Consider the following 25,370-nt stretch of genomic DNA (forward strand, 5'->3'; position numbering starts at 1 on the left):
GGCCTCGCTCAGAGAACGCGGAAGGCCGGGCCGGTAATTCGCAGATCGATGATCGGCCGATGAAACGTCATGGCGCGGTCTTTACGGCTTTTCGCGGCGGAAGGGAAGAGGCTGAAGGGGTGGCTCATGATGCTCGACAGGAAGCGCGATCCAGCTTAGCTTTTCTCAATCCACATGAAAGGTATGGCCATGGCCGAACGGATCGAAGATGTCGTCCCAGAGGAGATAAGGAGAAGTGCAGGCCCCACTCTCTCTTTTGCCGCGTTCATGGCATCACTTCCCCTTGCCGACATCGATCTTGAGCGCGAACGAGATTGCGGCCGAGATGCGGTCGCGGAGAACAGCGGCGAAGAATGCGCGATTGACGGGGATTGATGACCCTGGCTGAACAGATTGGCGAGTACGCACGCTTGCACTATGTTTATGTAAAACAGGAAATGACGCCATGAGCAGACGGACCTTCCACGTCAAGGCTATCTGGGATGCGGAGGCCGGCGTGTTTTACAGCGAAAGCGATATTATCGGTTTGCATATCGAGGCAGCCGATCTCGACGCTTTCGAAGACATCCTGCTGTCCGAAGCAGCAGACCTTGTGGTCGCCAATCACCTTTCCAAGGAGGATTTGGTAGGCACCCCGATTGAGGATCTCATTCCGACCATCCTCTGGCAGAGACCGTCGTTGCCGGCGGCAGCCTGATGGCTGACGGCTATTACAAGCTGGTCTGCGACCTCATCCATGAATTTGGCTACCGCTATTTCGCAAACGCCAAGGGCTCCCACGAAAAATGGAAGCACACAGACACCGGCCGGATCCTCATCGTGCCAAGGAATCTGAAAAGCCGGCATACAGCCAACGCCATCCTGAAAGACGCCGGCTCCACCCACCGCCTCTGATCAGAAGCACAGCCGCCGGTCAATCTCGCTCAAGGGCCGAACGCCGGCCATCAAGGCGCGGGCTTCGGCGTCGTCCTGCTTCATCTGCACGACGAGGGCATCGAGGCCGTCGAATTTCATTTCGTCGCGCAGGTGGCCGAAGAAGGAGACGGCGCAGATCTGGCCGTAGAGATCGCCGGAATAGTCGAAGACGAAGGTTTCGAGCAGCGCCTCGCCATCACTGTCGACCGTCGGGCGGCGGCCGAAGCTGGCCACACCATTGTAGAGCGTGCCATCGGCCATGCGGAAGCGCACGGCATAGATGCCGTTCTTCAGCGCCACTTCCGGCGCCAGGCGCATATTGGCGGTGGGGTAGCCCAGCGTGCGGCCGAGCGCCTTGCCGTGGATGACCTCCGATTCCACCGTGTAGCGATAGCCGAGCATGCCGGCCGCGCCGGCGACATCGCCGGTGGCGAGTTCGGCGCGCACGTGGCTGGAGGAAATGACGGCGGCGTTTTCATCCCTGAAGGCATCGACCAGCGTGACGCCGAAGCCGCCTTCGGCGCCCGCCGACATCAGGAAGGCCGGGCCGCCTTCCCTGCCCTTGCCGAAGTGGAAATCGAAGCCGGTGACGATATGGGCGGCGTGCAGCCAGTCGAGCAGCACCGTTTCGATGAAGGCGCTCGCCGTCATGTCGGAAAAGGTGCGGTCGAAGGGATATTCGATGACCGCGCTGAAGCCCATGGATTCCAGGATGCGGGCCTTGAGCGGCGCAGGCGTGATGCGGAAGACCGGCATATCCGGCCGGAAGACGGTGCGCGGATGCGGCTCGAAGGTCAGCACCAGGGCCGGCACGCCGCGGGCGCGGGCTTCATCCAGCGCGCGGGCCAGCACGGCCTGGTGGCCGCGATGCACGCCGTCGAAATTGCCGATGGCGATGACGCCGCCCTTCAAGGGTTCGGGCAGCGGCTGGCGGGTCTCGTTGCGGTGAAAGACGGTCATGGGGGGCACCTATGCGAGACGCGGCATCCAGGCCGTGGGCGTTGCACCTTCGCGGACGAGGAAGGCTTTCAGCTTCCGCTCGTCGATGCGCCCATCGGCGGTGTAGTCACCGGCATGGATGCCGCCGGAGATATAGAGAAGGTCGAGGCCGAAATCCTGCGCGCCCTTCACGTCGGTCGGCATGCCGTCGCCGATGCAGATGACGCGGCGCGGATCGAGGCTGCCGCGCAGGGCTTTGGCTTCGGAAAGGGCGGCGCGGTAGATGGCGGGGTACGGCTTGCCGGCAATGGCCGTTTCGCCGCCAAGCTCGCGGTAAAGGGCGGCCAGCGCGCCGGCGCAGGGGATCAATCGATCGCCGCGCTCGACCACGAGATCGGGATTGGCGCAGATGAAGGGCACCTTGCGCGCCGCAAGACCCGACAGCGTGGCGCGGTAATCGTCCGGCGTCTCGGTCTCGTCGTCGAAGAAGCCGGAGCAGACGATGGTCTCGGCCGCGTCTGCGCCGACCAGCTCGACATCGAGGCCGTTGACCAGCGGCAGATCGCGATCGGCACCGATGAAGAAGATGCGGCGCGCGGCGGAGGCGATCAGCGCGCGGGTGACATCGCCCGAGGTGACGATGCGGTCATGGGCCTCATCCGGCACGCCAAGGCCGCGCAACTGGGTGAGCACGCCCGGATTGGGGCGCGGCGAATTGGTCAGCAGCACGACGGTGACGCCGCGCCGGCGGGCGGCCATGAGCGCTTCGGACGCCTCGGAAAAGGCGGAAACGCCATTGTGCACCACACCCCAGACATCACAGAGGATCACATCGTAGCGGCCTGAGATGTCGCTGAGGGCGGATATGCGAGGGCTCATCACGTCTTTCCGGCAAGCTTTCCAAGCGCCTGACATTGCAAGGAAGCGGCAAGATTACAAGCCGCGGGCCGGAAAAAATGGCCGGCGTGGCCAAACACCGCGTCAGGCCAAGCCGCCAAGCTTCAGCGCGATGCCGGCCGCAGCCGCGATGGCGAGCGTGGTGACGATGCCGCGCTTGAGGCCGATCAGCAGCACCGCCGAGAGGATGGTCAGCGCCAGCGCGCCGGGATCGAGGCTTGAGTGATCCGGCACCGGCAGCGAGAGCGGGCCGGCTTCCAGCCGCGAGACGCGGGCAAAGAGGATGTGCAGCGCGAACCAGAGGGCGAGATTGAGGATGACGCCGGCCACCGCTGCCGAGATGGCCGAAAGCGCGCCCGACAGCGCCACATTCTGCCTGAGCCTTTCGACATGGGGGGCGCCGAGGAAGATCCAGAGGAAGCAGGGCACGAAGGTGACCCAGACGGTGAGCGTGGCGCCCAAAAGCCCCGCCGTCAGCGGCTCCAGCCCTGCCGCCCCGCGCCAGGCCCCCATGAAGCCGACGAAGGCGAGCACCAGCACCAGCGGCCCCGGCGTCGTCTCCGCCAGCGCCAGCCCGTCCAGCATCTCGCCGGGTTTCAGCCAGCCATGCACCTCCACCGCCTGCTGGGCGACATAGGAGAGCACGGCATAGGCGCCGCCGAAGGTGACGACGGCCATCTTGGAAAAGAAGGCGCCGATGGCGGTGAAGACCGCGCCGGAACCGGCGGAGAGGCCTGATGTCGCCGCAATCAGCGCGAAGGGCGCCAGCCACAGCAGGCCGCAGGTAAGAAGCGTCTTTGCCGCATGGGCAAGCGTCGGCGGGGCAGACGTGATGGGGATCGGGTCCGGCTCGGGCGGGGCGAGCGCCGCCGCGCCCTTCAGCGCATCCCGGCGCGACAGGAGAAAGCCGGCGAGACCGGCGACCGCAATGACCAGCGGAAAGGGCAGCGCGAAGGCAAAGAGCGCCAGGAAGGCGCCGGCGGCGAGCACCTGAGCCAACCCCGTCTTCAGCGTGCGGCGGGCTAGGCGCAGCAGCGCATCGATGACGATCGCCAGCACGGCGGCCTTCAGCCCGTAAAACACCGTTTCCAGCCAGTGGGTCTCGTGAAAGAGGGCATAGGCCGCCGACAGCGCCAGAATGACCGCAAAGCCCGGCAGGATGAACAGCATCCCCGCCACCACGCCGCCGCGCGTGCCATGCAGCAGCCAGCCGATATAGGTCGCCAACTGCTGCGCCTCCGGGCCCGGCAGCAGCATGCAATAGTTCAGCGCATGCAGAAACCGGCTCTCCGACATCCACCGCCGCTCCTCCACCACCTCGCGGTGCATCAAGGCAATCTGCCCGGCGGGGCCGCCGAAGGAGAGAAGGCCGATGCGGGCGAAGACGCGGGTAAGCTCGGCGAAAGTGGGGGGGATGGGTGTGGGGGGTGTGGGGATGGATGCGGCGGAGGCCGTCACGCCCGCCCCGGCTCCGTCCTTTGCTCCCTGCATGCCGTACCTCCCCAAGCGCATCCTCGGACTCCTGCCCGATCACCGGCGGATGGGCCGGGTGTTAGAGCGGGGATGTGACAGGGATGTAACATGGCGTGCAGGAGGGCGGGAGAGGACGCGGCCTGTTTCCGGCGGAACAGACGCACCCCCGCCCCACCGGCAGGATCGCGCCATCCAAACCGCCACCCCTGCACCAGGAGCAAGCCATGGCCGGAACCATTCTCAAGCGGATCGCCTATACCATCGTCGGCGCCCTTTGGGCCGCCTTCATCGCCGCCTTCGTGCTGACGGCACTGCGTCTCGGGCTGGACGTCTCCGCAGGCCGCATCGATTTTGCCGGCATGGCCGTCAGTCTGGTGATGATGACCTGCACGCTCACGGCCGGAACCCTGTTCACCGGCCCCTTCTGGCTCCTCACCGCCCCCGCCGCGGCCGTGCTGGAAGGGCTGCGGGCACTGCGGCTACCGGCGCTCTGGGTGCCCGCCATGCTGGCCGGCGGGGCCTACGGCCACTTCGTCGCCGCCGCCCCGCCGCTGTCCGGCATCACGGCGGATGCGACGGAGCCGGTGTTTCAGGTGGTGAGCTGGGCGCTGGGCGGGGTGGCGTATTGGTGGATGAGTGGGGATCGGGGGAAGGTGGCGACAGGGGTGGAGCAGGCTGCGGGGTGAGAGAGGCGGCTGTCCGGCATTTACCGTCGCTCCTAAACCACATCACGATGCATCAAGGACATCTGTCCGGCGCGACCGCCGAAGGAGATGAGGCCTATGCGGGCAAAGACACAAGTGAGTTCGGGAAGGTGTGGGGTGTTGGGATGGCGGTTGCTAGAGGACGGCTCCTCCGTGGTATGGCTTACCATGAGCTGCTTTGATGCAGAAGCGGTCAACAACTGGTGAGGCTCTACTCGCTAGGCAACTAGAGGTCTAAATGGCTTACCGAGCCTCGGCCTTAGGGTCATCGCCCACAAGCGCTGGTTGCCATGCGATACGCCACGGTCTAGCGTGTGACGATGCAACCCCAATTCGATCAAAATGATTACTCAACAATCGTGTTCATGGATACGATGGTGGCCCTCGAGGCGAAACCCCTTCCTGCGCTTCCGTGGTCGGAGATTGACTCTGTCGGTCCGATATTGGTGCTGGTTGTTCCGCAAGTGAATGTCGAGATAGACAAGCGGAAAAGAGACGGACGAGTTGGAAAAAGGGCTCGGGACTTCAACCGCTTAATTACTCCGGCGGCGGTATCAGGAAAACCCGCCCGCATCTCTGACACCACACCGGCCGTTGATATCGCGGTCGCCCGGACTTCGCGTGTTGACTGGAATAAGCTTGATGACCTGGACCCCGACGAGGGGGATGCGAAAGTAGTCGCCCAAATTATTCACGCAATTGATGTTGCGCATGAGCGAAAAATTCTTCTGAGCCAAGATATCAATCCCATATCCATGGCCTCGCGCCATGGGTTGCGGTGCTGGCAATTGCCCGACAACTGGCTAATTGAGCCCGAACCCAGCCCCCACGAAAAAGAAGTCGCTCGCCTTAAAGCCCGCGTAAGAGAACTGGAGTCCTCCGAGCCTCAAATAGAAGCGAATGTGACCTTTGGCGTTCAGGCCCCCGTGGAGACTTTCCGGATATCTCCTTTGTCACCTTCAGAGCAGAAGGCGCTTGTAGCGCGGCTTGTCTCAAAACACCCGCGTATTTTGCAACGTACCACCAGTTATTTGGGAGGCATTGGTCACGACTTTAGCTACGATGACAAGTACGATGCCTTCATCGCAAAGTCGCTCCCTCTCTACGCTTCCCAAGTCCATAGATTTTTCGAGACTCAATATGGACAGGTACCCTTTCAGTTGACAATTTCAAACGAGGGCTCTGTTCAGGCAGAAAACCTAGTCGTACACATCGAAGCGAGTGGCGGCACGATACACAACAAGTTCACCGTACATCGTTTGTTTGGACCTATAGTGCCACGGCCCGAGCCCCATCGGTTTCGTATTTACCCCAATATCGAACCTGGGAACTTTCGTCCGATTCGTGTAGGACGTCATGACATGAATTTTGCTTTCGAGCCCGACGGGGGAACGGATATCGAATTTAATTGCCAAGACTTTAGGCATGGGCGCAATTGGCGCTTCGACGGAGTCGGCACGATTGCAGCCGACACCGTTGCACCACTCATACTTCAGGTGACGGTTAGCGCCTCTAATATGCGCGGCGTCATTAAGAAGAGCTTTCAACTCGATTCGATCCGGCGCGAGGCTCAACTCGCGGAATTGGTCGATGTGATGGCGAAACACTATAACGTGCCGTTCCCAATGTCTGAGCAGTTTCATCGGAACCTAAACGATGAAAGTAAGGACTGGTTTGATTTCGTTGAATTAGAACAATCGCCCCGAGATAATGACACCGATTAGTTGGCCATGGCCCCTCGTGATTGCGAGGCTTTACCGACAAGAATTACAGCGGCGCCGAGTATGCTGGTTACTTAGGCAGTTTCGCTACCACCAGCCACCAAAAATCCCCCACCCCATCCTTGACTCCCCCCGCGCCAATCCCTAAATCGACGTCGCTGGCACTCCTCCAGAGAGAGTGCTAACACATTCGAGGGGCCTTTCCGGGTCCGTCCATGTCATTTGATCGAGGGATTAAGACAATGGCAAGCACCAATTTCCGCCCGCTGCACGACCGTGTCGTCGTCAAGCGCGTCGAGTCTGAAGAAAAGACCAAGGGCGGCATCATCATTCCGGATACCGCCAAGGAAAAGCCGCAGGAAGGCGAGATCGTCGCTGTCGGTTCCGGCGCCCGTGATGAGAGCGGCAAGGTCGTTGCGCTCGACGTCAAGGTTGGCGATCGCGTCCTGTTCGGCAAGTGGTCCGGCACCGAAGTCAAGCTCAACGGCGAAGACCTTCTGATCATGAAGGAAGCCGACATCATGGGCATCATCGGCTGATTTTTCGACCGCCTTTCCGGTGATTGGCCTGGGGGCCAGCCGGGGGGATCGACAAGCCGATATCCGTTCCGCGAAACAATCGCAGACACCCTTACAAGGAGTTTTCACCATGGCAGCCAAAGAAGTCAAATTCGGCCGCACCGCGCGCGAAAAGATGCTGCGCGGCGTCGACATTCTCGCTGATGCCGTCAAGGTCACGCTGGGTCCGAAGGGCCGCAACGTCGTGATCGACAAGTCCTTCGGCGCTCCGCGCATCACGAAGGACGGCGTTTCCGTCGCCAAGGAAATCGAACTGGAAGACAAGTTCGAGAACATGGGCGCCCAGATGGTCCGCGAAGTCGCTTCGAAGACCAACGACATCGCCGGCGACGGCACCACGACCGCAACCGTTCTCGCCCAGGCGATCGTTCGCGAGGGACAGAAGGCCGTTGCCGCCGGCATGAACCCGATGGACCTGAAGCGCGGTATCGATCTGGCCGTGTCCGAAGTCGTCAAGGATCTCCAGGCCAAGGCCAAGAAGATCAACACCTCGGAAGAAGTCGCACAGGTCGGCACGATCTCCGCCAATGGCGACACGCAGGTCGGCAAGGACATTGCCGAAGCCATGCAGAAGGTCGGCAACGAAGGCGTCATCACGGTTGAAGAAGCCAAGACCGCCGAGACCGAACTCGAAGTCGTCGAAGGCATGCAGTTCGACCGCGGCTACCTCTCGCCCTACTTCGTGACCAACCCGGAAAAGATGGTCGCCGACCTCGAAGACGCCTTCATTCTCCTGCACGAGAAGAAGCTCTCCAACCTCCAGGCGATGCTCCCGGTTCTCGAAGCCGTCGTCCAGACCGGCAAGCCGCTCCTCATCATCGCTGAAGACGTCGAAGGCGAAGCCCTTGCAACGCTCGTCGTCAACAAGCTGCGTGGCGGCCTCAAGATCGCTGCCGTCAAGGCTCCGGGCTTCGGCGACCGCCGCAAGGCCATGCTCGAAGACATCGCCATCCTGACGGGCGGCACGGTCATCTCCGAAGACCTCGGCATCAAGCTCGAGTCTGTCACCCTCGACATGCTCGGCCGCGCCAAGAAGGTTTCCATCTCCAAGGAAAACACGACGATCGTCGACGGTGCCGGCCAGAAGTCCGACATCGAAGGCCGCGTCGCGCAGATCAAGGCGCAGATCGAAGAAACCTCTTCGGACTACGACCGCGAGAAGCTCCAGGAGCGCCTTGCCAAGCTCGCTGGCGGCGTTGCCGTCATCCGCGTCGGCGGTGCAACGGAAGTGGAAGTCAAGGAACGCAAGGACCGCATCGACGACGCGCTGAACGCAACGCGCGCCGCCGTTCAGGAAGGCATCGTTCCCGGTGGTGGCACGGCCCTGCTGCGCTCCTCCACGAAGATCACCGTCAAGGGTGCCAACGACGACCAGGAAGCCGGCATCAACATCGTTCGCCGTGCGCTGCAGTCGCTGGTTCGCCAGATCGCTGAAAACGCTGGTGACGAAGCCTCCATCGTGGTCGGCAAGATCCTCGACAAGAACGACGACAACTTCGGCTACAACGCCCAGACGTCGGAATATGGCGACATGATCGCCATGGGCATCGTCGACCCGGTCAAGGTCGTCCGCACCGCCCTTCAGAACGCCGCTTCGGTTGCCTCGCTCCTCATCACGACGGAAGCGATGATCGCCGAGCTGCCGAAGAAGGAAGCTCCCGCAATGCCCGGCGGCATGGGCGGCGGCATGGGCGGCATGGACTTCTGATCAGTCCAACGCTTCGCATACGGAAAGGGCGGCCTTCGGGTCGCCCTTTTTCGTTTGGGGGATTGCGGGTGTGCTGGGTTGGGTGGTGGCGGCGGCGCGGTGGGTGGCTTCGCCCCCCTCATCTGCCTGCCGGCATCTTCTCCCCGCTGGGGAGAAGAGAGCAAGAGGGGCGCTTTGACGAACACCGGAGACTGGCAGGGCGGCGCCGCCAGCCCTTCTCCCCTCGGGGAGAAGGTGGCCCGAAGGGTCGGATGAGGGGGATGTGCCCTGTCGGCCCTCAGGCCGCGACCGGCCCGCTGACGGGCACTGCGGCATGGATCCTGTCGATCGGCTGCGGGCGTCCCAGCAGATAGCCCTGGGCTTCGTCGCAGCCCTCCTCCCGCAGGATGGCGAGCTGGGAGACCGTTTCCACGCCTTCGGCCAAGACGGGCACGTTGAGGCTGCGGCCGAGCGCCAGGATGGCGCGCAGGATGGCCTTGGCCTCGGCGTTGTCTTCCACCTCGTTCATGAAGCTGCGGTCGAGCTTGATCTTGTCGAAGGGGAAGGAGCGCAGCGTATCGAGCGAGGAATAGCCTGTGCCGAAATCGTCGATGGCGATGGTGACGCCGAGCGCCTTGATCTGGCGCAGCGTTTCCAGCGCGCGCTGCTTGTCGCCGATGATGGTGGTCTCGGTGATTTCCAGCTCCAGCCGGACGGGATCGAGCCCCGTTTCGGCAAGCGTATCGCGCACCAGCGTGACGATATCGGCATGGGCGAGCTGGACGGGCGAGAGATTGACGGCGATCTTGAGACCGTTGTCCCAGCTTGCGGCCTCGCGGCAGGCTTCCTTCAGCACCCATTCGCCGATCGGCAGGATCGCACCGCACTCTTCGGCAATCGGAATGAAATTGGCCGGCGAGACGAAGCCGCGCTCGGGGTGGGCCCAGCGCAACAGCACCTCGTAGCCGGTCGGCGCGCCCGTCTGGACGGCGGTCTGGATCTGGTAGTGAAGGGCGAACTGGCGGCGGGCGACGCCCTGCCAGAGATCGACGGCCAGCACGCGGCGCAGGCGCGCGGCCTCGTCCATGTCCATTTCGTAGAAGCAGATGTTGCGGTTCAGCGCCGCCTTGGCGCGTTGCAGGGCCAGATCCGCGTTGTTGACGAGCGTTTCGACCGTTGCGGCATCCGTGGGATAGAGGGCGACGCCGATGCTGCAACCAACGTTGATCTCATGTTCACCGGCCGTCACGGCTGTCGTCGTGGCGGTCTCGATCGCGGTGACGAAATCCTCGAGCTCCGCAAGCGCGTCGAAGGGACGGACAACGGCAAATTCATCGCCGCCGAGACGCGCAACGAGAACGCCCTCCCCGCAGGTGGCGGAGAGCTTTGCGGCAAGCGTCGTCAGGACCAGATCGCCGCCGACCGACCCGTGGATGTCGTTGATCTCCTTGAACGCCTTCACATCAAGGGCGATCACCGCGACATGGCCGCCGGTCCGATCGGCGACAGCCATCGCCGCTTCGAGACCCGAGCGGAACTGGACGCGGTTCGGCAGGCCCGTCAGGCCATCATGTCGGGCGAGGAAGGCAATGCGGTCTTCCGACTGCAGGCGCTCGGTGATGTCTTCATAGGTGCTGACGAAGCCGCCGCCGGGCGTGGTGCGATACTGGATCGAAATCGACGCGCCGGAGGGCATCTTGACGATGATGTCGGAGCGGCCGGTGGCCTTCAGGGGGACAAGGTGGCGCTGATAGATGTCCTCGACATTGGCGGTGGACCCCGGGGGTTGACCGTTCCTGACGGCATCGATGAGACCCAGCAGTTCCCGGAAGGTCAGCCCGATCAGCTGCATATCGGGCGTGCCGCCGAAAATCTGGCGGACCCGCTGGTTGCAGAGCACCAGGCGCTCATCGGCATCGAAAAGGCAGATGCCCTGGGTGATGTTCTCAACGGCGATGTCGAGATTGGCGGTGACGCGCGCCAGCTTTTCGGCCGCCGCCTTCTGGCGGGTCTGGTCGCGGGTGATCTTGGCAAAGCCGATGTGCCGGCCTTCGGTGTCGTAGATGGGATCGATGAGGACGTTGGCCCAGAATGTCGTTCCATCCTTGCGGTAGCGCTGGCCCTCCTGCTCGATACCGCCGACACGCAGCGCTTCGCTGAGCGTCTTGCCGGGCTCGCCCGCCCGCTGGTCGGCATCCGAATAGAATCGCGCGAAGTTCTCTCCGATGATGTCTTCGGCGCGGTAGCCTTTCAGTCGCTCGGCCCCGGCATTCCAGGTCGTCACGCGTCCCTCAAGATCGAGAATGCAGACCGCGTGGTCGGTCACGCCGCGCACCAGCATGGAAAGCTGCCGCTCGTTTGCCGCGCGGTCGCGCTGGGTGCGCTTGGCGAAAGCGGCGATCGCGATGCCCGTGCACAGCAGGGAAACGGCAATCGTCGTGATCATGATCGCAAGCAGGCCCGGCGACACGGCCTCGCCCGGATGTTCCGGCAGGGGCCCGTCGCCGACGGTCACGGCGCCCATCGCCGTGAAATGCAGGGAGACAATGGCGAGCGTGAAGAGGACAGCCGGCAGAAGCGTGCGGCGCAGCAGCGAGGAGGCTGACGTGCGCACCGCAAAGAACGCGGCGGAGGAGAAGAGGAGCCCGAGCACCAGGGAGGCAATAACCAGCTGCCCGTCCCACCGGATGGCGCCAGGCAGTTCCAGCGCGCTCATGCCGATGAAATGCATGGCGGAGACCCCGGCTGAAAAACAGGCGGCGCCGGAGAGTTTCGAGGTCAATCCCGGGTGTCTTGTGCCAGCCAGCACGAGGCCGGCAAAGGTCATGACGATGGCGATCACCAGGGACAGAAGGGTCGGGCCCGCCTCGAACCCCAGCACGATATCGGTATCGTAGGCGAGCATGGCGACGAAATGGGTGGACCAGATGCCATAGCCTGCCGAGGCCGCCGCCACGAGCAGCCAGATGAAATGCGCCTTGCCCTCGGAGGCGGTGGCCCGCTGCAGCAGCACCACGGCGCCATAGCAGGTCAGAAAACACAGTGCCGCGGCCAAGAGGACGAGCTTCGGATCGTGATCGACCACAAGGCAGTTCAGCACTTTCATCATGACCGCATATCCGAATCGTAACGCTACAGAGCACCTGAAGATCGCCAATGTCCGTCATGGACGACCGGGCTCTAAGCATTGATGAAGATATGCAGGTAGAGATGAATTGGAAGGTTATGCCTTGCTAATATCCTTAACAAGATCAGAACGAAAGGCGCCATCCGCCCGGCTCAGTCAGCCAGGCTCAGTCAGGCAAGAAGCGTCTTGAGATCGATGGCGGCGTCGCGGATGGTGTCGGCGCTCGGGGACCGGCCGAGTTCCAGCAGCTTCTTTCCCGTGACATAGGCCTTGGCGTCGTTGATGGCATCCACTGCCTTCAGCGTGCCGTCGCGGAAGTACCAGACGGAGACGCTGCCCTCGCGCTGGCCGGGGCGCAGCACGGTGTCGTCGCCGGCACGGCCGAGGCCGGCGATCTGCAGCTTGATGTCGAACTGGTCGGACCAGAACCACGGATAGGGACGATAGGGCGTCTCACCACCCGCGATGACGGCGGCGACGGCTTCTGCCTGATCGACGGCGTTCTGGACGGATTCCAGCCGGATGCGGGCGCCGTCATAATCGAAGACGGCGACATCGCCCGCGGCGAAGACGGCGGCGTCGGCGGTGCGGCCGAAGGCATCCACCACGATGCCGCCCGCCGTTTCGAGCCCGGCATCGCGGGCCAGCGCATCATTGGCGATGACGCCGATGCCGGCGATGACGAGATCGACGTCAAGGCGCGTGCCATCGGAAAGCGCGGCGGCAACGACGCGGCCATCGCGGCCGTCGAGACGAACGAGGCCGGTCTTCTCGCGCAGAACAACGCCGCGCGAGAGATGGACAGCGCGCAGCAGGTCGGCGGTCGCGGCGGAGGCGACGCGGTTGAGGATGCGGTCCGCCATTTCGATCAGCGTCACCTCGAGCCCCAGCGAGCGGGCAACGGCTGCCGCCTCGAGCCCGATATAGCCGCCGCCAACGATCAGTACGCGGCGGCCGGGCTGCATCTCGCCGGCCAGGGCATCGGCATCGGCGAAGTCGCGCAGCACGAAGACGCCACCGAGATCGCCGCCGACTTCGGCCGGAAGGCGGCGCGGGGTGGCGCCGGTTGCGAGCACCAGCGTGCCATAGGCGAGCGTTTCGCCGGTCGAGAGCGCGACCGTGCGGGCGTCGCGATCGATGCTTTTCGCGACGGTGGAAAGACGAAGCTCGACGGCGTTTTCATCGAACCATTCCTGCGGGCGGAAGAAGAGCCGGTCGAGACTCATCTCGCGCAGGAGATATTTCTTGGAGAGCGGCGGGCGCTGGTAGGGCAGCGAGGCCTCGGCGGCGAGGATGGTGATCGGCCGGGCATCGCCCAGGCTTCTCAGCTTGGCAGCGGCCGCAAAGCCCGCCTGTCCGCCACCCACGATCACGATCCGGTCCGTCATGCCAGTCCTACCTCAATCCTCTCACGGCCACGCGCCTGGCCGCCTCAGTCGTCCCCGTCGGTGCCGGGCAGACTCTGGATGCCGGCCACCCAGTCGACGGCCGAACGGCACCAGAACTGCCGTTTCGGCGACAGCACCGCGCGCTGGTCCATGCTACCCCAACGGATACCCCAGACTGCCGCGTCTGCGCCCTCCCCCGTCGTGAACAGCGGCGCGCCGCAGTCAGGGCAGAAAAGCTGGAGACGGCCGCGTCCGTTGTCACCGATCTTCCGGTAGCGCTTCGGCTGGCCCGCCGTCAACCGGACGGCATCGGCCGGCACAAGGGCGGTGACGCGAAAGGGCGAGCCGGTGAGGCGCTGGCAATCGGTGCAGTGGCAGATGGAAACGGCCTCGGGGTCGATCTCGGCCTCGTAGGTGATCTCTCCGCAATGGCAGCGGCCGGTGACGAACATGGAAACCTCCTTGTTTTGAAAGGACAGTCCCGCAGGCTCGCCACCGGCGCAAGGGGCAGGTCAATCCTTGGCGGGAACCTCAAGGCCGCGCTGCGAGGCGGGCCGTGCAAGCGCGCGGGCGACCCAGCCGGTGACGTTCGGCAGCTGGTCGTAACCGAGCACGTCGGCCGCACCATAGAAACGGCGGGCGCCTTCCACCCAGGTGAAGGTGGAAATGTCGGCGATGGTGTACTCATCGCCCATCAGCCATTCGCGACCCTTCAGCCGCTCCTCGAGAATGCCGAGCAGGCGCTTCGATTCATCCCGGTAGCGTTCCATGGGGTAGGAATTGTTGGCGACCTTGTCCGCGGCATATTTGAAGAAGTGGCCGAACTGGCCGAGCATGGGGCCGACGCCGCCCATCTGGAACATGACCCAGGCCAGCGTCTCGTAACGTCCCTTCGCGTCCTTCGGGAGGAGCTTGCCGGTCTTTTCGGCGAGATAGACGAGGATGGCGCCGGATTCGAAAAGGCCGATCGGCTGGCCGTCCGGGCCGTGGGGGTCGATGATGGCGGGGATGCGGCCGTTCGGATTGAGCGACAGGAATTCCGGCGACTTCTGCACATTGGTGCTGATGTCGATGCGGTGGCCCTCATAGGGAAGACCGAGTTCTTCGAGCGCGATCGACACCTTCTGGCCGTTCGGCGTCGGCAGCGAATAGAGCTGGATGATGTCGGGGTTCTTGGCGGGCCACTTGGTGGTGATGGGAAAGGCGGACAGATCGGCCATGGCAGGCTCCGGAAAGGGCGCGGACACCGGTGCAAGGCCGGGCCGCAGCAATCGAGGAAAGGCCGGAGCCTGCGGCGGGTTCATGCCGCAGGCGCCCGGCAGGGGCCAGGATGAGATAGGGAGCGCGGCAGCTGATTGTCAGATGCGCGACGCGAAAAATGCGCCGTGAGTTACGTCGCCGAAGACGTCTTTGCCGTGGACTGGGCCGCCGGCCAGGTGACGTAGACATAGCCGGTGCCGATCGTGCCGAACCAGGCGTTGGCGCCGGTGGCTGCGTCGATATAGCTGCCGTCCTTGGCGCGGGCGAAGGTGCCGTCCTCGCCGCGCTTCAGATGGTCCTTCAGATAGTCGCTCCAGCCGCTGACGCCGATCTCGGTGGTCTTGCCCGTCGCCTGCTTGTCGGGCGAAAAGGCCGCGACGGAGCGCCCGGTGAGCGGATCGAAGACCGTGAGCGTGCCGGCCTTCAGCGCCTGCGCCATCGCCTGTCCCTGCGCCTTGGTGTCCGGCGCATCCGCCAGCGCCACGATGCGGGCGGCAAGGCCGGTCATGAAGGACGATGTGGCGATATCGGTGGAAACGGTTTGCACGCTGGCCGTCGTTCCGACAATGCCGGTCGTGCCGGTGAGGTCAGCGCCGGTGCGGCTGCCGATACCGGTCAGGAGGGCGGAGAGCGAGAGCGTGCCGGGGCTGGTGCCGGCGGAGGTGTCGATGCCGTATTCGCGCAGGATGCCGGCCATGGGCGTCTGCTGCGCGGCGGCGGCATCCGCATCGGTTTCGCGCAGCGCCTTCAAGAGGGCCTGGGAGGTGGCGTAGCGGACGGTGTCAAGCGCGCTGACCATCGGCCGAATCCTTCGTCTGGGATCGGTGTCCGCGGTTCATCCGGGGCTTGATCGGTATATCGGGGCCGAAAAGCGCCATCACGCGGCCCGAAAGACGGCCGGATGGCGGAACGGCATGGCCCCGCTTAGTAACGCCACCCTGCGATACGAGCCTTGCGCGGGCCTTGCGGCCGCCTTGCCGTCACACGACGGCGCGCACACGCTCGACGATCTCGGCAATTACCGGATCGGCATCATGCTCGGGGCGCCGGGCCCGCACGAGGCAGGCCTCGGAGCGCAGGATGACGCCATCGGAGAGAACCTTGAGGTGGTTCGCGTGGAGCGTCGAGCCCGTGGAGGTGATGTCCACGATGATATCGGCCGAGCCGGAGGCGGGTGCGCCCTCGGTGGCGCCGAGGCTTTCGACGATGCGGTAAAGCTGGATGCCGTGGCGCTGGGAGAAGAACTGCTGCGTCAGCCGCCAGTACTTGGTGGCGACCGTGAGGCGGCGCTGGTGGCGGGCGCGGAAATCGGCGGCGACATCGGCAAGGTCGGCCATTGTATCCACGTCGAGCCAGATTTCCGGCACGGCGACGACGACGTCCGCATGGCCGAAGCCGAGGCGGGCGGAAAATTCGACGCGGCTCTCCACTTCGGCCAGGCCTTCGCGCACCAGATCCTCGCCGGTAACGCCGAAATCGACAGTGCCGGCGGCGATCTCGCGGGCAATCTCCGAGGCAGAGAGGAAGGCGATCTCGATATCCTCGCGTCCATCCACGCGGCCGCGATAGGAGCGGTCATTGCCGACGGCGACGACGGGCAGGCCGGCGCGGGCGAGGATGGCCGAGCAATCCTCCTTCATGCGTCCCTTGGACGGCAGGCCGATGGTGACGGTCATTCTCCCGCCCTCCCCTCGTTGATGGCGGTCTCGATGCGGTCCAGCCAGAGCGCGAAGCCGACGGCGGGAATGCGGTCGGCAGCCCCCAGCAGCGTCAGCAGCCGGTCGAACCGGCCGCCGCCGGCCAGCACCGCAGCCGCCCCCTTCACCGTCACCTCGAAGACGAGGCCGGTATAGTAATCGAGCGGACGGCCGAAGGCGGCGCGGTAGGTGACGATGGCGGGATCGACGCCGGCATTGCGGATGGCCGCCACGCGCGCATCGAAGCGCGCGAGTGCTGCGGCGATATCGAGGCCGGAGCGTTCGGCAAAGGCAAAGAGCGCGGCCGGCGCTTCCGCGAGCGGGATATCGAGGCGGAGGAACTCCGTCAGCAGGCCGTGGGTGCGGGCATCGAGGCGGATGCTTTCCAGCTCCAGCTTTTCCTTCAGCCGCCTTGCGATTTCGGCCGGGCTGCGGCTGGCATTGGTGGAATAGCCGGTCGCCTGCATGGTGGCGTCGATATGGGCGGCAAGGCCTGCCTCATCCTCCAGCAGGCCGCGGATGGCGAGCTTTTCGAGCTCAGGATTGAAGACTTCCGCCTTTTCCGGGTCCGACAGCGCTTCGAGCAGGCGGGCGAGATGGGCCTGGTTGCCGAAGGCGTGGATGAGCCGCTTCTGCCAGCCGGCCGGCAGGCCGCAGGCCGCCACCACCGCCTCGAAGACGCCCTGATCGCCAAGCGTGACGGCAAGCCGCTGGTCGGGCAGCCGGCGGGCGAGCACGCGGACCGCATCGGCCACCGCGCGGGCATCGGCGCTTGCCATATCGGGATCGCCGAGATCCTCGATGCCAGCCTGGTAGAATTCGTTGCCGCCTTCGCGGCGCTGGCGGAAGACTTCGCCGAGATAGGCATAGCGCTTCGGCGTGCCGGTGGCGGTCTCGATGTGGCGCAGGCAGACGGGAATGGTGAATTCCGGGCGCAGGCACAGGCTCTCGCCCGTCTCGCTTTCCGTCAGGAAGATGCGGCGGCGCAGGTCTTCGCCCGCCATGTCGAGAAAGGGCGCGGCCGGCTGGATGACGGGCGTATCCACCCGCTCGGCCTTCAGGGCCGCCAGATCTTCGGCGAGCGCGGGGGCGAAGGCGGGCAGGTTGATCAGGGGCATGGGCGGGGTCCGGTCTGTGGGGCGCTTCTCATGTCAGCAGGGAGATTGCGGCGATACCCCCCTCTGTCACTTCGTGACATCTCCCCCACAAGGGGGGAGATCAGTCGGAGTGCTTGGCAATGATCAGCACCAAACCGCGCGCCTTCGCTGCACTCAAACACCGGCGAGGAACCACTGCGCCCGCGCCCAGCCCATCTCCCCCCTTGCGGGGGAGATGTCCGGCAGGACAGAGGGGGGTACGCCACGATCACGGGCACGGAAGATCCTCACCCCTGCCGGGCACGATCCTCGGCCTGGGCGGCGAGGATTTCGGCGACTCTGGCGACGAGGTCGGCTTCGGGCACGACGATCTGGGCGACGCGGGCTTCGCGCCATTCGGTGTTGTCGGTGATCTCGCCGGAGAGGCGCTTGCCCTCGATGAGATCCTTGATCTGCACGACGCCTTCCGCCCGCTCGTCACCACCCTGGATGATGGCGACGGGGCAGTTGCGGCGGTCGGCATATTTCAGCTGGTTGCCGAACTTCTTCCAGTTGCCCTGGTACATTTCGGCGCGGATGCCTGCATTGCGCAGCTGCTGCGTGAAGCGCTGGTAGCGGCCCATGGCCTCCACATCGCCATCCATGACGGTGACGAGCACGGGCGCGACAACCTCTTCCGTGCCGAGCTTGCCGAGGTTCTTCAGCGCCGTCATCAGGCGCGAGACGCCGATGGAGAAACCGGTGGCCGGCACGGGCTGGCCCATGAAGCGCGACACGAGCCCGTCATAACGCCCACCGCCGCCGACCGAGCCGAAGACGACCTTCTCGCCCTTCTCGTTGGTGACGGCGAAGGTGAGTTCGGCTTCGAAGACGGGGCCGGTGTAGTATTCGAGGCCGCGGATGACGGAGGGGTCGATCTTGATGCGCTCTTCGCCATATCCGGCAGACCTGACCATCGTCTCGATGTTCATGAGTTCGCCCAGGCCGTCCGCGTAGAGCTGGCTGGACGGCTGGACATCCTCGTTCTTGAGATAACCGATGATGAAATCGATCTGCGTATCGGAAAGGCCGGCGCCCTTGGTGAAATCACCGGACTCGTCCTTGCGGCCGGGGCCGAGCAGAAGACGGACACCGTCGAAACCGAACTTGTCGAGCTTGTCCACCGCCCGCAGCACGCCGAGGCGGCGGCCGGCATTGTCGTCACCGCCGAGATCGGCACTTTCCATGACACCGTCGATCACCTTCCGGTTGTTGACCCGGATCACATAGTCCCCGCGCTTGATGCCCAGCGCTTCCATCGTGTCGGCCATCATCATGCACATTTCGGCATCGGCCTGCACGCCGGCGGCGCCCACCGTGTCGGCGTCGAACTGCATGAACTGGCGGAAGCGGCCGGGGCCGGGCTTTTCGTTGCGGAAGACGTAGCCGGCGCGGTAGGTGCGGTAGGGAAGCTGGATCTCCTGGAAGTTCTCCGCCACATGGCGGGCGAGCGGCGCGGTCAAGTCGTAGCGCAGGCTCATCCACTGCTCGTCATCGTCCTTCAGCGAGAAGACGCCCTCGTTGGGGCGGTCGCTGTCGGGCAGGAACTTGCCGAGCGCATCGGTATATTCGAAGAGCGGCGTTTCGACCGGATCGAAGCCGTAGCGCTCGTAGACCTCGCGGATCTTCGCGGTCATCTCGTTCAGCGCGCGGATATCGGCCGCCTCGCGATCGACGAAACCGCGCGGCAGGCGGGCCTTGAGCTTCTGGGTCTTCTTCTTGTCGGACATGGTCGGCCGCGCCTTCAAATGCAGGAGGAAAGTGCCGGCTTCCTAGCGGATTGAAAGCCTTGCGACAAGGCTGGTGGGCGCGGGGTTTCCCGCCGGGCGGCTGGCGGGCGCCGCGCCGTCTCAGACGGGCCTGCCGAGATCGTCCCAGGTGTGAAGGACCACGCCTTCCTGAACGGTCGCCTGCGACTTCGGCATGAGGATGGAATGGCTCTCGCAGCGCACCTCGCCCGTGTAGCCGGCATGCATGACGATGCGCTTGCGCTGCACCATGCCGGCCGGGAGGAAGGTGTTGGTCATGGCCGTGCCGCCGAAGAATTCGGCCGAGGCGATCTCGTGGCGGCGCAGAGCCGCCCAGAGGCCGCGATCCTCCACCAGCATGGCATAGGGACCGGCGAGGTAGCGGCGGATCGACTCGCCGACGAGGGGGCGCAATTGCGGCGTCTCCAGATATTCGCGCCGGGAGCCGACGAGGTAGCGGATATCCTCGCCTTCCCACAGGTTGCGGCTTTCGCGCGACTGGGCAACGTTGCGCACCAGCGTTGCCGCATCGTGGCTGTCGGCGCGGCGCATGAAATCGATGATGGCGCCGATGGCGCGCAGGTCCGGTCGCGCCACGCCACGCTCCCAGCGCGAGACGGTGGGCAGGGATACACCGAGTTTCCAGGCAATGTCGGACTGGGACAGGCCCATCTTCAGCCGATAGGCGCGCAGGTGGGCAATCAGATCCGTGACGGCGGACGACAAGGATGTCGCGCTGGAAAATGCACCTTCCGATTGCATAAACTCAATATCCACGTATCAATGGTTTATTGAATGATCAATGTACCCGCTTTCGACAGCGATTCCAGTCCTTTAAAATTGCCTATGACGCAATCTGGCAGTATCTCCGACCGGCGCGGCGCGCCTGGGACGGATCACAGGCCATGTTCCGGGATTTTTGGCGTGAGCAGACGATCAGGAGCACCCGAGGCCTTTGGCAGGCCCGGCGAGAAGGGCGAGGACGCATGGCTGCCCGGCCATCCGTCGGCGGCACCTCGTCTTGCGGCAGACCGCGCGCTTGAAACCCTGCGCAGCAGCGTCATGGCGCGGGCCGCCGCCTTCGACTGGCTGGAACGGCTGGCCGGCGACCCGACCGTTGCGGCGCGTTTCGACTGCAATCTCCTGACGGGCATCTACCGGCTCAGCGCGACAGCCGCGGCCATGCACGGGCTAGCCCCCGGTGAACGGGGCATCATGGATGTCGTCAGCATCTACGAGACCGCCGAGCGCGAGACGGTGCTCGAAACGCTGGAGCGCGCCACCGGCAAGCCCATGCTGTTCAGCTATCGCGCACGGCGCGCCGGGGCACCCGGAGAACCGGCGCTCTTATGCCTCGGCCGCTCGACCTGCGGTGCGGACGGCATGACGAGCCTGCTCAGCGGCTATTTCCTTCTTCTCGACGAGCCGATCGACCTCGACTGATCGTTCGTCGCCCGGCGCGCAGGCGGGACTTTACCGTCTCGGCATCGGCGCCTTGCGGCGGCCGCAAAGCTCGGCCATGGTGGCGGCATGCGCTTCGTTGTGATGATCCTGATGATGCTGTCTGCCGCCGGCCTTGCCGGTGCGCCGGTGCATGCGCAGGCCATGGCGCTCGCCGGTATTGGCAGCGTCCATCATCATGGCGCCGGGGAGCGGGGCGTGGCCGCCGCGGCAGCCGTGACCACCGGAGAAGCGCATCACGCCGCGGCCCATCCGCCGGCAGCGCCGGACGAGCGGCATGGCGGCTCGCACGCCAGCATGGCGGCCTGCGCGGCCTGCTTCGGAATTCCCACCCGCATCGTTCTCCCCTCTTGGCTGGCAGTCGGGGCCGAGAGGCTTGCACCCAGCCTTTCGGCGATCCTCCTGGGGCGCGGCGCAGCGCCGCCGTTCCGGCCGCCGCGGTCCTTCGCCTGATCCTCCTTCACCATCACAGACCCCATCCGGCCGCCGCCCAGACCATCATGACGCCCCGATACCCGGGGCCATGGTCGTGAACGCGTGCCGGGATTGAGAAGAGATTGGAACAGACAATGACTGCTTACCTGACATCCTTCAGCCGCACCCGGCTTATGCCCGCCCTCGCCGCCGTGTCTTTCGCCTTCGCACCCGCGACCGCCATGGCGGCGGAAAAGCACGGCGACCACGGCACCCAGCATCATGACATGAGCAAGATGGACGCGATGGCACCGAAGGGGCCGGGCGCCGATGCCCCGTCCAGCAAGGCGTTTCAGGAGGCCAACAGCCGCATGCATGCGGACATGGCGATCGAATTTTCCGGGAAGGCCGATGTGGATTTCGTTCGCGGCATGATTGCCCATCACCAGGGCGCGATCGACATGGCAAAGGTCGAGCTTCAGTACGGCACCGACCCTGAAATCCGCAAGCTGGCCGAAGGCATCATTGCCGCGCAGGAAGCCGAAATCCGGCAGATGAAGGCCTGGCTCTCTCGCAACGGAGGCTAGGGGTAAACAAGAGGATAGAGAATCCGGCGCTCATGCGCCTTTGAAATGCGTCGTTCCGGGAGGCCCGCCTGCCTCCCGGAACGCACAGGACGACATTTCGCAAGACACGAAGCCCCAGCGCGAGGCGCCGACAGTGATCGGCAACCCCGGGTCCGCCACGACCAAGGCAGCGGTCTTGCGATGTGCGTCAGTAAGAGCGTGCACGGCTTGAAAAGGCGGATGAGTCCGCGGAAGCCTCGATCAGTGTGGCAGCGATAGCCCGTGCGAGGCGAAGGCTGCTTTCATGCAGTTCATTCCGGCTGCTGCCGCGCGCGGCCCGTACGAGGGTCAGTCCCTCGCGCTCGACAATCTCGCGCGCCTTGAAGCAGGCCCAGTCTTCGGTGGTCAACTTTGACGTCATGTCATCTCCCCAAGATGCCGATTCATTCAGCACACAGCGGCGCCCGCCGATACGAGCACGTACAGGATGTCCAACGCGAGACTGTGAAGTGATTTGCCGCTGATCCAGAAGCTAGCTGATTCAGTCGCTTTTGGAATCCCTAAAATGCCGAGCAGAGGTCGGAGAGGCGAAAAAACGAACTTTCGGTCAGCTTCACGCAAGTTTCGAGTCAGCCGCAACTTACGGACGATGGAAAGAAGCCCGTTTGTGCTCCACGGCGGTCCGGCAGGCGCACCCTTCCAGGTGATCGTTGACCAGCCCCATAGCCTGCATGAACGCATAGACGGTGGTCGGGCCGACGAAGGTCCAGCCACGCTTCTTCAGGTCCTTGGATATGCGAACGGAGACGGCCGTCGTCGGGTTGGCGCGGATATGGGCGAGATCGATGACGGCCGGGCGCTCCTCCGGCGTGGGTTCATGGGACCAGAAGTAGCGGGCGAGCGAACCGAATTCGGCCTGCATCTCCAGCGCGCGGCGGGCATTGTTGATGGTGGAGACGATCTTGCCGCGGTGGCGCACGATGCCGGGATCGGCCACCAGCCGCTCCACATCCGCCTCGCCGAAGGCGGCGACGGACGGGATGTCGAAACCGGCAAAGCCGGCGCGGAACGCTTCGCGTTTCCTGAGGATGGTCAGCCAGGAAAGGCCGGACTGGAAGCCTTCCAGGCAGATCTTCTCGAACAGGCGCGTGTCATCGCGAACGGGGTGGCCCCATTCGGTATCGTGATAGACGCGGTAGTCGGAAAGCCCGCCATGCCAGGCACAGGTCACGACGCCGTCTTCATCCGTTCTCAGGCCCTCGGCAACAGTGGGTTCCGTCATATCTTTCTCCTTCGCTCGCCGTTCCGGCCGCTTGCCGCCTGCCATTTACCTTCCGGAAACCATGGCGCTCAACTGCTCGATAACCCTACCGAAAGGTTTGCGCCATCGATCGGAGTTTCACGACCCTGCGTTTACCATTCGCTTGCGCGCGGCTGCCACGATCCGGCCATTCGATGGCCCCGTGCCGGGCCTCATCCTTCGGCGAAAGGTTTTCAGCGTGCGCCCGATGTTCAAGACCGCCTCTCTTTTTGCAACCCCTTTCGTTGCGCTCTCCCTGCTTGCCGCATCCTGCGGCATGGCAGAGGCCGGCGACCGCTATGCCAACCGCCCGCCTGTCATCGTCAGCCCGGATCTCGCGGCCCCGTGGCTGCTGCAGCTTGGCGTGCAAGACGGGGCCGTGCGGCCGGTCTATCGCCAGCAGCAGCGCGCCGCCACCCGTTACCAGGCGGGCGCCTACCAGCAAGGGCAGGCGCCGCAGCGGGTCTATCAGGGCCAGTATCAGCGGCCCTATCCGGGCCAGTATCAGGGCCAGTATCAGGCGCGCCGACAGCCGATGGACGGGCTGCCCGGTGTCAGCATGCGGCGCATCGACCGCGCCGGCGTTGCGCTGGGCGGCCAGATGCCGCGCCGGCAGGCCGTGCAGCCGCTCTATGCGCAGCCGGACGCGACGCAGCCGATGGACCAGCAGCAGGTGGCGGCGATCACCCGGGCCGGCGACCCCTCCCGCCGCGCCATCGACCCGAAGTTCCTGCCGCAGCAGGTGGCCTACGAGACGGCCGAAAAGCCCGGCACGATCGTCATCGACACCAACAACCGCTTCCTCTACCTGGTGCAGGGCAATGGCGAGGCGCGACGCTACGGCGTGGGCGTCGGCAAGCCCGGCTTTGAATGGGCCGGCACGCACACGGTGACCCGCAAGGCCGAATGGCCGGACTGGAACCCGCCGCAGGAAATGATCGAGCGCGAGGCCGCCAAGGGCCATTTCCTGCCGGCCCGCATGGATGGCGGCCCGCAGAATCCGCTCGGCGCCCGCGCCATGTATCTCGGCTCCACCCTTTACCGCATCCACGGCACCAATGCGCCCTGGACGATCGGCTATGCTGTCTCCTCCGGCTGCATCCGCATGCGCAACGAAGACGTGGTCGATCTCTACGAGCGCGTGAAGGTCGGCACCCGCGTCATCGTGCAATAACGCGGAAAGCGGCGGCACCGGTGCGCGGGGTGGCAGGACATCGCCACGGGCGCCCGGTCGCGGGGCTTCGAGGATGATCGCGTGATCACCAGCCTCCGACGCGACAACGTGCACGCGCCGGCCGGACCTGCGCCCAAAACCGCTCTTGTCATCCGGAATCGATGGGTTAGCCTGTGCATCGCGCTGGTGGGATGGCGGCGCACGGGAAAGGTGGAGCGGGCGGCAAGGCAGGTGCACGTTGCCCGGGGAGAAGGAATGACCGCATGAGCATGAGACACGTAAGGATGGGCGCGGCGGCACTGATCGTCAGCCTCGCCGCGACGACGGCCGCCGTGGCACAGCCGATGATGGAACGTCCGGCCGGTTTTTCGACGGACCGCAACGTGGTTCCCGTCGCCAACAAGAAGATGCCGGACCGCAAATATGCCCGCACCCGGGTGCGGCTCGTAACGGACGAGCCGGTGGGCACGATAATCGTCGATACCAACAACAAGTTTCTTTATCTGGTGGACGGCGAAAACCGTGCCACGCGCTATGGCATCGGCGTCGGCCGCGAGGGCTTCGGCTGGTCGGGCGTCGTGAAGGTCGGCCGCAAGGCCGAATGGCCGGGATGGACGCCGCCGCCGGAAATGCGCGCCCGCGAGGCCCGCAAGGGCCATATCCTGCCCGCCTACCAGCCCGGCGGCGAGGACAATCCGCTCGGCGCCCGCGCGCTCTACCTGCACAACAAGGGCGGCCACGACACGGCCTTTCGCATCCACGGCACCAACCAGCCCTGGTCGATCGGCCAGAACATGTCGTCCGGCTGCATCCGCATGATGAACAAGGACGTCACCGACCTCTACGACCGCGTGCCCGTCGGCTCCAAGGTCATCGTCGTCGGCCCCGGCAATCGGCAGGGCAAGGTGAGCTTCGACGACCGCGGCGTCGATTTCTTCCGGCAGCTGTTCGGGGGGTGATGGGGGCTGTAGGGCGGCGAGCTGGGATTACCCCCCTCTGCCCTGCCGGGCATCTCCCCCGCAAGGGGGGAGATCGGATGGGCGGACCGGCTTCCCGCCTCGTGCCATCAGCGATTGCGTCGATGGCGAGGAGCGCCAAGCCTGCAGCCTGCGGATCTCCCCCCTTGCGGGGGAGATGCCCGGCAGGGCAGAGGGGGTGTGTGCGACACTTTCCTCAGCGCTCCGC

Annotated in this window: 25 protein-coding genes; 12 read left to right on the forward strand and 13 right to left on the reverse strand. The window is 64.8% G+C overall.

All coding sequences use genetic code 11. The annotated features are described in order from the left end of the window. The first annotated feature begins 189 nt into the window (after positions 1–189). The 3 genes from ACED18_RS13385 to ACED18_RS13395 all read left to right on the forward strand — a co-directional run bounded on the left by ACED18_RS13385 (position 190) and on the right by ACED18_RS13395 (position 894). On the forward strand, positions 190–375 hold the full coding sequence (locus tag ACED18_RS13385; protein ID WP_377292978.1) for a hypothetical protein: 186 nt from the start codon (positions 190–192) through the stop codon (positions 373–375). A 70-nt stretch (positions 376–445) separates the two neighbouring features. Then, positions 446–697: a DUF1902 domain-containing protein gene (locus tag ACED18_RS13390; protein ID WP_377292980.1), complete on the forward strand. Its 252-nt coding sequence runs from the start codon at positions 446–448 to the stop codon at positions 695–697. Next, positions 697–894 carry a type II toxin-antitoxin system HicA family toxin gene (locus tag ACED18_RS13395; protein WP_377292982.1) on the forward strand — a complete coding sequence of 66 codons (198 nt, stop codon included), beginning with the start codon at positions 697–699 and terminating at the stop codon, positions 892–894. Before ACED18_RS13390 ends, ACED18_RS13395 begins: the two co-directional genes overlap by 1 nt. Here ACED18_RS13395 and ACED18_RS13400 read toward each other — a convergent pair whose 3' ends face one another. The 3 genes from ACED18_RS13400 to chrA form a co-directional block, all read right to left on the reverse strand. Next, the gene (locus tag ACED18_RS13400) at positions 895–1,875 is read right to left on the reverse strand and encodes a bifunctional riboflavin kinase/FAD synthetase (RefSeq protein WP_377292984.1); all 981 of its coding nucleotides are present in this window, start codon (positions 1,873–1,875) and stop codon (positions 895–897) included. A gap of 9 nt (positions 1,876–1,884) precedes the next feature. Beyond that, positions 1,885–2,733: a TIGR01459 family HAD-type hydrolase gene (locus tag ACED18_RS13405; RefSeq protein ID WP_377292986.1), complete on the reverse strand. Its 849-nt coding sequence runs from the start codon at positions 2,731–2,733 to the stop codon at positions 1,885–1,887. Between the two features lie 102 nt (positions 2,734–2,835). Then, complete coding sequence (chrA, locus tag ACED18_RS13410; protein WP_377292988.1) at positions 2,836–4,242, reverse strand: chromate efflux transporter; 1,407 nt, start codon at positions 4,240–4,242, stop codon at positions 2,836–2,838. A 206-nt stretch (positions 4,243–4,448) separates the two neighbouring features. Here chrA and ACED18_RS13415 point away from each other — a divergent pair, with 206 nt between their 5' ends. From ACED18_RS13415 to groL, 4 genes are all read left to right on the forward strand, one after another. Further along, a complete protein-coding gene (locus ACED18_RS13415; RefSeq protein ID WP_377292990.1) occupies positions 4,449–4,910 on the forward strand; it encodes a hypothetical protein in 462 nt (153 codons plus the stop codon). Between the two features lie 383 nt (positions 4,911–5,293). Beyond that, positions 5,294–6,652: a hypothetical protein gene (locus ACED18_RS13420; protein ID WP_377292992.1), complete on the forward strand. Its 1,359-nt coding sequence runs from the start codon at positions 5,294–5,296 to the stop codon at positions 6,650–6,652. Positions 6,653–6,891: 239 nt separating this feature from the next. Continuing rightward, the gene (gene groES / locus ACED18_RS13425; RefSeq protein WP_377292993.1) at positions 6,892–7,188 is read left to right on the forward strand and encodes a co-chaperone GroES; all 297 of its coding nucleotides are present in this window, start codon (positions 6,892–6,894) and stop codon (positions 7,186–7,188) included. A 109-nt stretch (positions 7,189–7,297) separates the two neighbouring features. Continuing rightward, positions 7,298–8,935: a chaperonin GroEL gene (groL, locus tag ACED18_RS13430; RefSeq protein ID WP_377292994.1), complete on the forward strand. Its 1,638-nt coding sequence runs from the start codon at positions 7,298–7,300 to the stop codon at positions 8,933–8,935. Positions 8,936–9,212: 277 nt separating this feature from the next. Here groL and ACED18_RS13435 read toward each other — a convergent pair whose 3' ends face one another. The 9 genes from ACED18_RS13435 to ACED18_RS13475 all read right to left on the reverse strand — a co-directional run bounded on the left by ACED18_RS13435 (position 9,213) and on the right by ACED18_RS13475 (position 20,032). Then, on the reverse strand, positions 9,213–12,023 hold the full coding sequence (locus ACED18_RS13435; RefSeq protein WP_377292995.1) for an EAL domain-containing protein: 2,811 nt from the start codon (positions 12,021–12,023) through the stop codon (positions 9,213–9,215). A 188-nt stretch (positions 12,024–12,211) separates the two neighbouring features. Then, on the reverse strand, positions 12,212–13,429 hold the full coding sequence (locus tag ACED18_RS13440) for an NAD(P)/FAD-dependent oxidoreductase (protein WP_377292997.1): 1,218 nt from the start codon (positions 13,427–13,429) through the stop codon (positions 12,212–12,214). A gap of 44 nt (positions 13,430–13,473) precedes the next feature. After that, the gene (locus ACED18_RS13445; RefSeq protein ID WP_377292999.1) at positions 13,474–13,881 is read right to left on the reverse strand and encodes a GFA family protein; all 408 of its coding nucleotides are present in this window, start codon (positions 13,879–13,881) and stop codon (positions 13,474–13,476) included. A gap of 60 nt (positions 13,882–13,941) precedes the next feature. Further along, positions 13,942–14,649 (reverse strand): glutathione binding-like protein, encoded by a 708-nt coding sequence (locus ACED18_RS13450; RefSeq protein WP_377293001.1) that lies wholly within the window; start codon positions 14,647–14,649, stop codon positions 13,942–13,944. A 170-nt stretch (positions 14,650–14,819) separates the two neighbouring features. Next, a complete protein-coding gene (locus tag ACED18_RS13455) occupies positions 14,820–15,488 on the reverse strand; it encodes a hypothetical protein (RefSeq protein ID WP_377293003.1) in 669 nt (222 codons plus the stop codon). Positions 15,489–15,669: 181 nt separating this feature from the next. After that, the gene (gene hisG, locus ACED18_RS13460; RefSeq protein WP_377293005.1) at positions 15,670–16,365 is read right to left on the reverse strand and encodes an ATP phosphoribosyltransferase; all 696 of its coding nucleotides are present in this window, start codon (positions 16,363–16,365) and stop codon (positions 15,670–15,672) included. Then, positions 16,362–17,504, reverse strand: coding sequence for an ATP phosphoribosyltransferase regulatory subunit (locus tag ACED18_RS13465; protein WP_377293007.1), 1,143 nt, complete (start codon positions 17,502–17,504; stop codon positions 16,362–16,364). The genes hisG and ACED18_RS13465 overlap by 4 nt, the downstream gene beginning before the upstream one ends. 266 nt (positions 17,505–17,770) lie before the next feature. Next, positions 17,771–19,252, reverse strand: a complete 1,482-nt coding sequence (gene hisS / locus ACED18_RS13470) for a histidine--tRNA ligase (protein WP_377293009.1) — start codon at positions 19,250–19,252, stop codon at positions 17,771–17,773. A gap of 120 nt (positions 19,253–19,372) precedes the next feature. Continuing rightward, complete coding sequence (locus tag ACED18_RS13475; RefSeq protein ID WP_377293011.1) at positions 19,373–20,032, reverse strand: helix-turn-helix domain-containing protein; 660 nt, start codon at positions 20,030–20,032, stop codon at positions 19,373–19,375. Positions 20,033–20,194: 162 nt separating this feature from the next. Here ACED18_RS13475 and ACED18_RS13480 point away from each other — a divergent pair, with 162 nt between their 5' ends. The 3 genes from ACED18_RS13480 (at position 20,195) to ACED18_RS13490 (ending at position 21,732) form a co-directional block, all read left to right on the forward strand. Beyond that, positions 20,195–20,713: a hypothetical protein gene (locus tag ACED18_RS13480; RefSeq protein WP_377293013.1), complete on the forward strand. Its 519-nt coding sequence runs from the start codon at positions 20,195–20,197 to the stop codon at positions 20,711–20,713. A gap of 87 nt (positions 20,714–20,800) precedes the next feature. After that, on the forward strand, positions 20,801–21,184 hold the full coding sequence (locus ACED18_RS13485) for a hypothetical protein (RefSeq protein ID WP_377293015.1): 384 nt from the start codon (positions 20,801–20,803) through the stop codon (positions 21,182–21,184). A gap of 116 nt (positions 21,185–21,300) precedes the next feature. Continuing rightward, positions 21,301–21,732, forward strand: a complete 432-nt coding sequence (locus ACED18_RS13490; RefSeq protein ID WP_377293017.1) for a DUF305 domain-containing protein — start codon at positions 21,301–21,303, stop codon at positions 21,730–21,732. 619 nt (positions 21,733–22,351) lie between these two features. Here the strand turns inward: ACED18_RS13490 and ACED18_RS13495 are convergent. Continuing rightward, the gene (locus ACED18_RS13495) at positions 22,352–22,993 is read right to left on the reverse strand and encodes a DNA-3-methyladenine glycosylase I (RefSeq protein ID WP_377293019.1); all 642 of its coding nucleotides are present in this window, start codon (positions 22,991–22,993) and stop codon (positions 22,352–22,354) included. Positions 22,994–23,219: 226 nt separating this feature from the next. Between ACED18_RS13495 and ACED18_RS13500 the strand changes: the two genes are divergently transcribed. Together ACED18_RS13500 and ACED18_RS13505 are read left to right on the forward strand one after the other, a co-directional pair. After that, positions 23,220–24,185: a L,D-transpeptidase family protein gene (locus tag ACED18_RS13500; RefSeq protein ID WP_377293105.1), complete on the forward strand. Its 966-nt coding sequence runs from the start codon at positions 23,220–23,222 to the stop codon at positions 24,183–24,185. Positions 24,186–24,448: 263 nt separating this feature from the next. Then, entirely contained in the window at positions 24,449–25,144 is a 696-nt protein-coding gene (locus tag ACED18_RS13505; protein WP_377293021.1) for a L,D-transpeptidase, read from the forward strand. The last annotated feature ends 226 nt before the right edge of the window (positions 25,145–25,370 follow it).

Origin of the sequence: Rhizobium sp. SG2393, assembly GCF_042610495.1 — a bacterium.
Classification (GTDB): Bacteria; Pseudomonadota; Alphaproteobacteria; order Rhizobiales; family Rhizobiaceae; genus RU20A.

Excerpts from the sequence above, each read along its gene's own strand:
- ACED18_RS13385 (WP_377292978.1), top strand. The coding sequence starts at position 190 with ATGGCCGAACGGATCGAAGATGTCGTCCCAGAGGAGATAAGGAGAAGT.
- ACED18_RS13390 (WP_377292980.1), top strand. The coding sequence starts at position 446 with ATGAGCAGACGGACCTTCCACGTCAAGGCTATCTGGGATGCGGAGGCC.
- ACED18_RS13395 (WP_377292982.1), top strand. The coding sequence starts at position 697 with ATGGCTGACGGCTATTACAAGCTGGTCTGCGACCTCATCCATGAATTT.
- ACED18_RS13400 (WP_377292984.1), bottom strand. The coding sequence starts at position 1,875 with ATGACCGTCTTTCACCGCAACGAGACCCGCCAGCCGCTGCCCGAACCC.
- ACED18_RS13405 (WP_377292986.1), bottom strand. The coding sequence starts at position 2,733 with ATGAGCCCTCGCATATCCGCCCTCAGCGACATCTCAGGCCGCTACGAT.
- chrA (WP_377292988.1), bottom strand. The coding sequence starts at position 4,242 with ATGCAGGGAGCAAAGGACGGAGCCGGGGCGGGCGTGACGGCCTCCGCC.
- ACED18_RS13415 (WP_377292990.1), top strand. The coding sequence starts at position 4,449 with ATGGCCGGAACCATTCTCAAGCGGATCGCCTATACCATCGTCGGCGCC.
- ACED18_RS13420 (WP_377292992.1), top strand. The coding sequence starts at position 5,294 with ATGGATACGATGGTGGCCCTCGAGGCGAAACCCCTTCCTGCGCTTCCG.
- groES (WP_377292993.1), top strand. The coding sequence starts at position 6,892 with ATGGCAAGCACCAATTTCCGCCCGCTGCACGACCGTGTCGTCGTCAAG.
- groL (WP_377292994.1), top strand. The coding sequence starts at position 7,298 with ATGGCAGCCAAAGAAGTCAAATTCGGCCGCACCGCGCGCGAAAAGATG.
- ACED18_RS13435 (WP_377292995.1), bottom strand. The coding sequence starts at position 12,023 with ATGATGAAAGTGCTGAACTGCCTTGTGGTCGATCACGATCCGAAGCTC.
- ACED18_RS13440 (WP_377292997.1), bottom strand. The coding sequence starts at position 13,429 with ATGACGGACCGGATCGTGATCGTGGGTGGCGGACAGGCGGGCTTTGCG.
- ACED18_RS13445 (WP_377292999.1), bottom strand. The coding sequence starts at position 13,881 with ATGTTCGTCACCGGCCGCTGCCATTGCGGAGAGATCACCTACGAGGCC.
- ACED18_RS13450 (WP_377293001.1), bottom strand. The coding sequence starts at position 14,649 with ATGGCCGATCTGTCCGCCTTTCCCATCACCACCAAGTGGCCCGCCAAG.
- ACED18_RS13455 (WP_377293003.1), bottom strand. The coding sequence starts at position 15,488 with ATGGTCAGCGCGCTTGACACCGTCCGCTACGCCACCTCCCAGGCCCTC.
- hisG (WP_377293005.1), bottom strand. The coding sequence starts at position 16,365 with ATGACCGTCACCATCGGCCTGCCGTCCAAGGGACGCATGAAGGAGGAT.
- ACED18_RS13465 (WP_377293007.1), bottom strand. The coding sequence starts at position 17,504 with ATGCCCCTGATCAACCTGCCCGCCTTCGCCCCCGCGCTCGCCGAAGAT.
- hisS (WP_377293009.1), bottom strand. The coding sequence starts at position 19,252 with ATGTCCGACAAGAAGAAGACCCAGAAGCTCAAGGCCCGCCTGCCGCGC.
- ACED18_RS13475 (WP_377293011.1), bottom strand. The coding sequence starts at position 20,032 with ATGCAATCGGAAGGTGCATTTTCCAGCGCGACATCCTTGTCGTCCGCC.
- ACED18_RS13485 (WP_377293015.1), top strand. The coding sequence starts at position 20,801 with ATGCGCTTCGTTGTGATGATCCTGATGATGCTGTCTGCCGCCGGCCTT.
- ACED18_RS13490 (WP_377293017.1), top strand. The coding sequence starts at position 21,301 with ATGACTGCTTACCTGACATCCTTCAGCCGCACCCGGCTTATGCCCGCC.
- ACED18_RS13495 (WP_377293019.1), bottom strand. The coding sequence starts at position 22,993 with ATGACGGAACCCACTGTTGCCGAGGGCCTGAGAACGGATGAAGACGGC.
- ACED18_RS13500 (WP_377293105.1), top strand. The coding sequence starts at position 23,220 with ATGTTCAAGACCGCCTCTCTTTTTGCAACCCCTTTCGTTGCGCTCTCC.
- ACED18_RS13505 (WP_377293021.1), top strand. The coding sequence starts at position 24,449 with ATGAGCATGAGACACGTAAGGATGGGCGCGGCGGCACTGATCGTCAGC.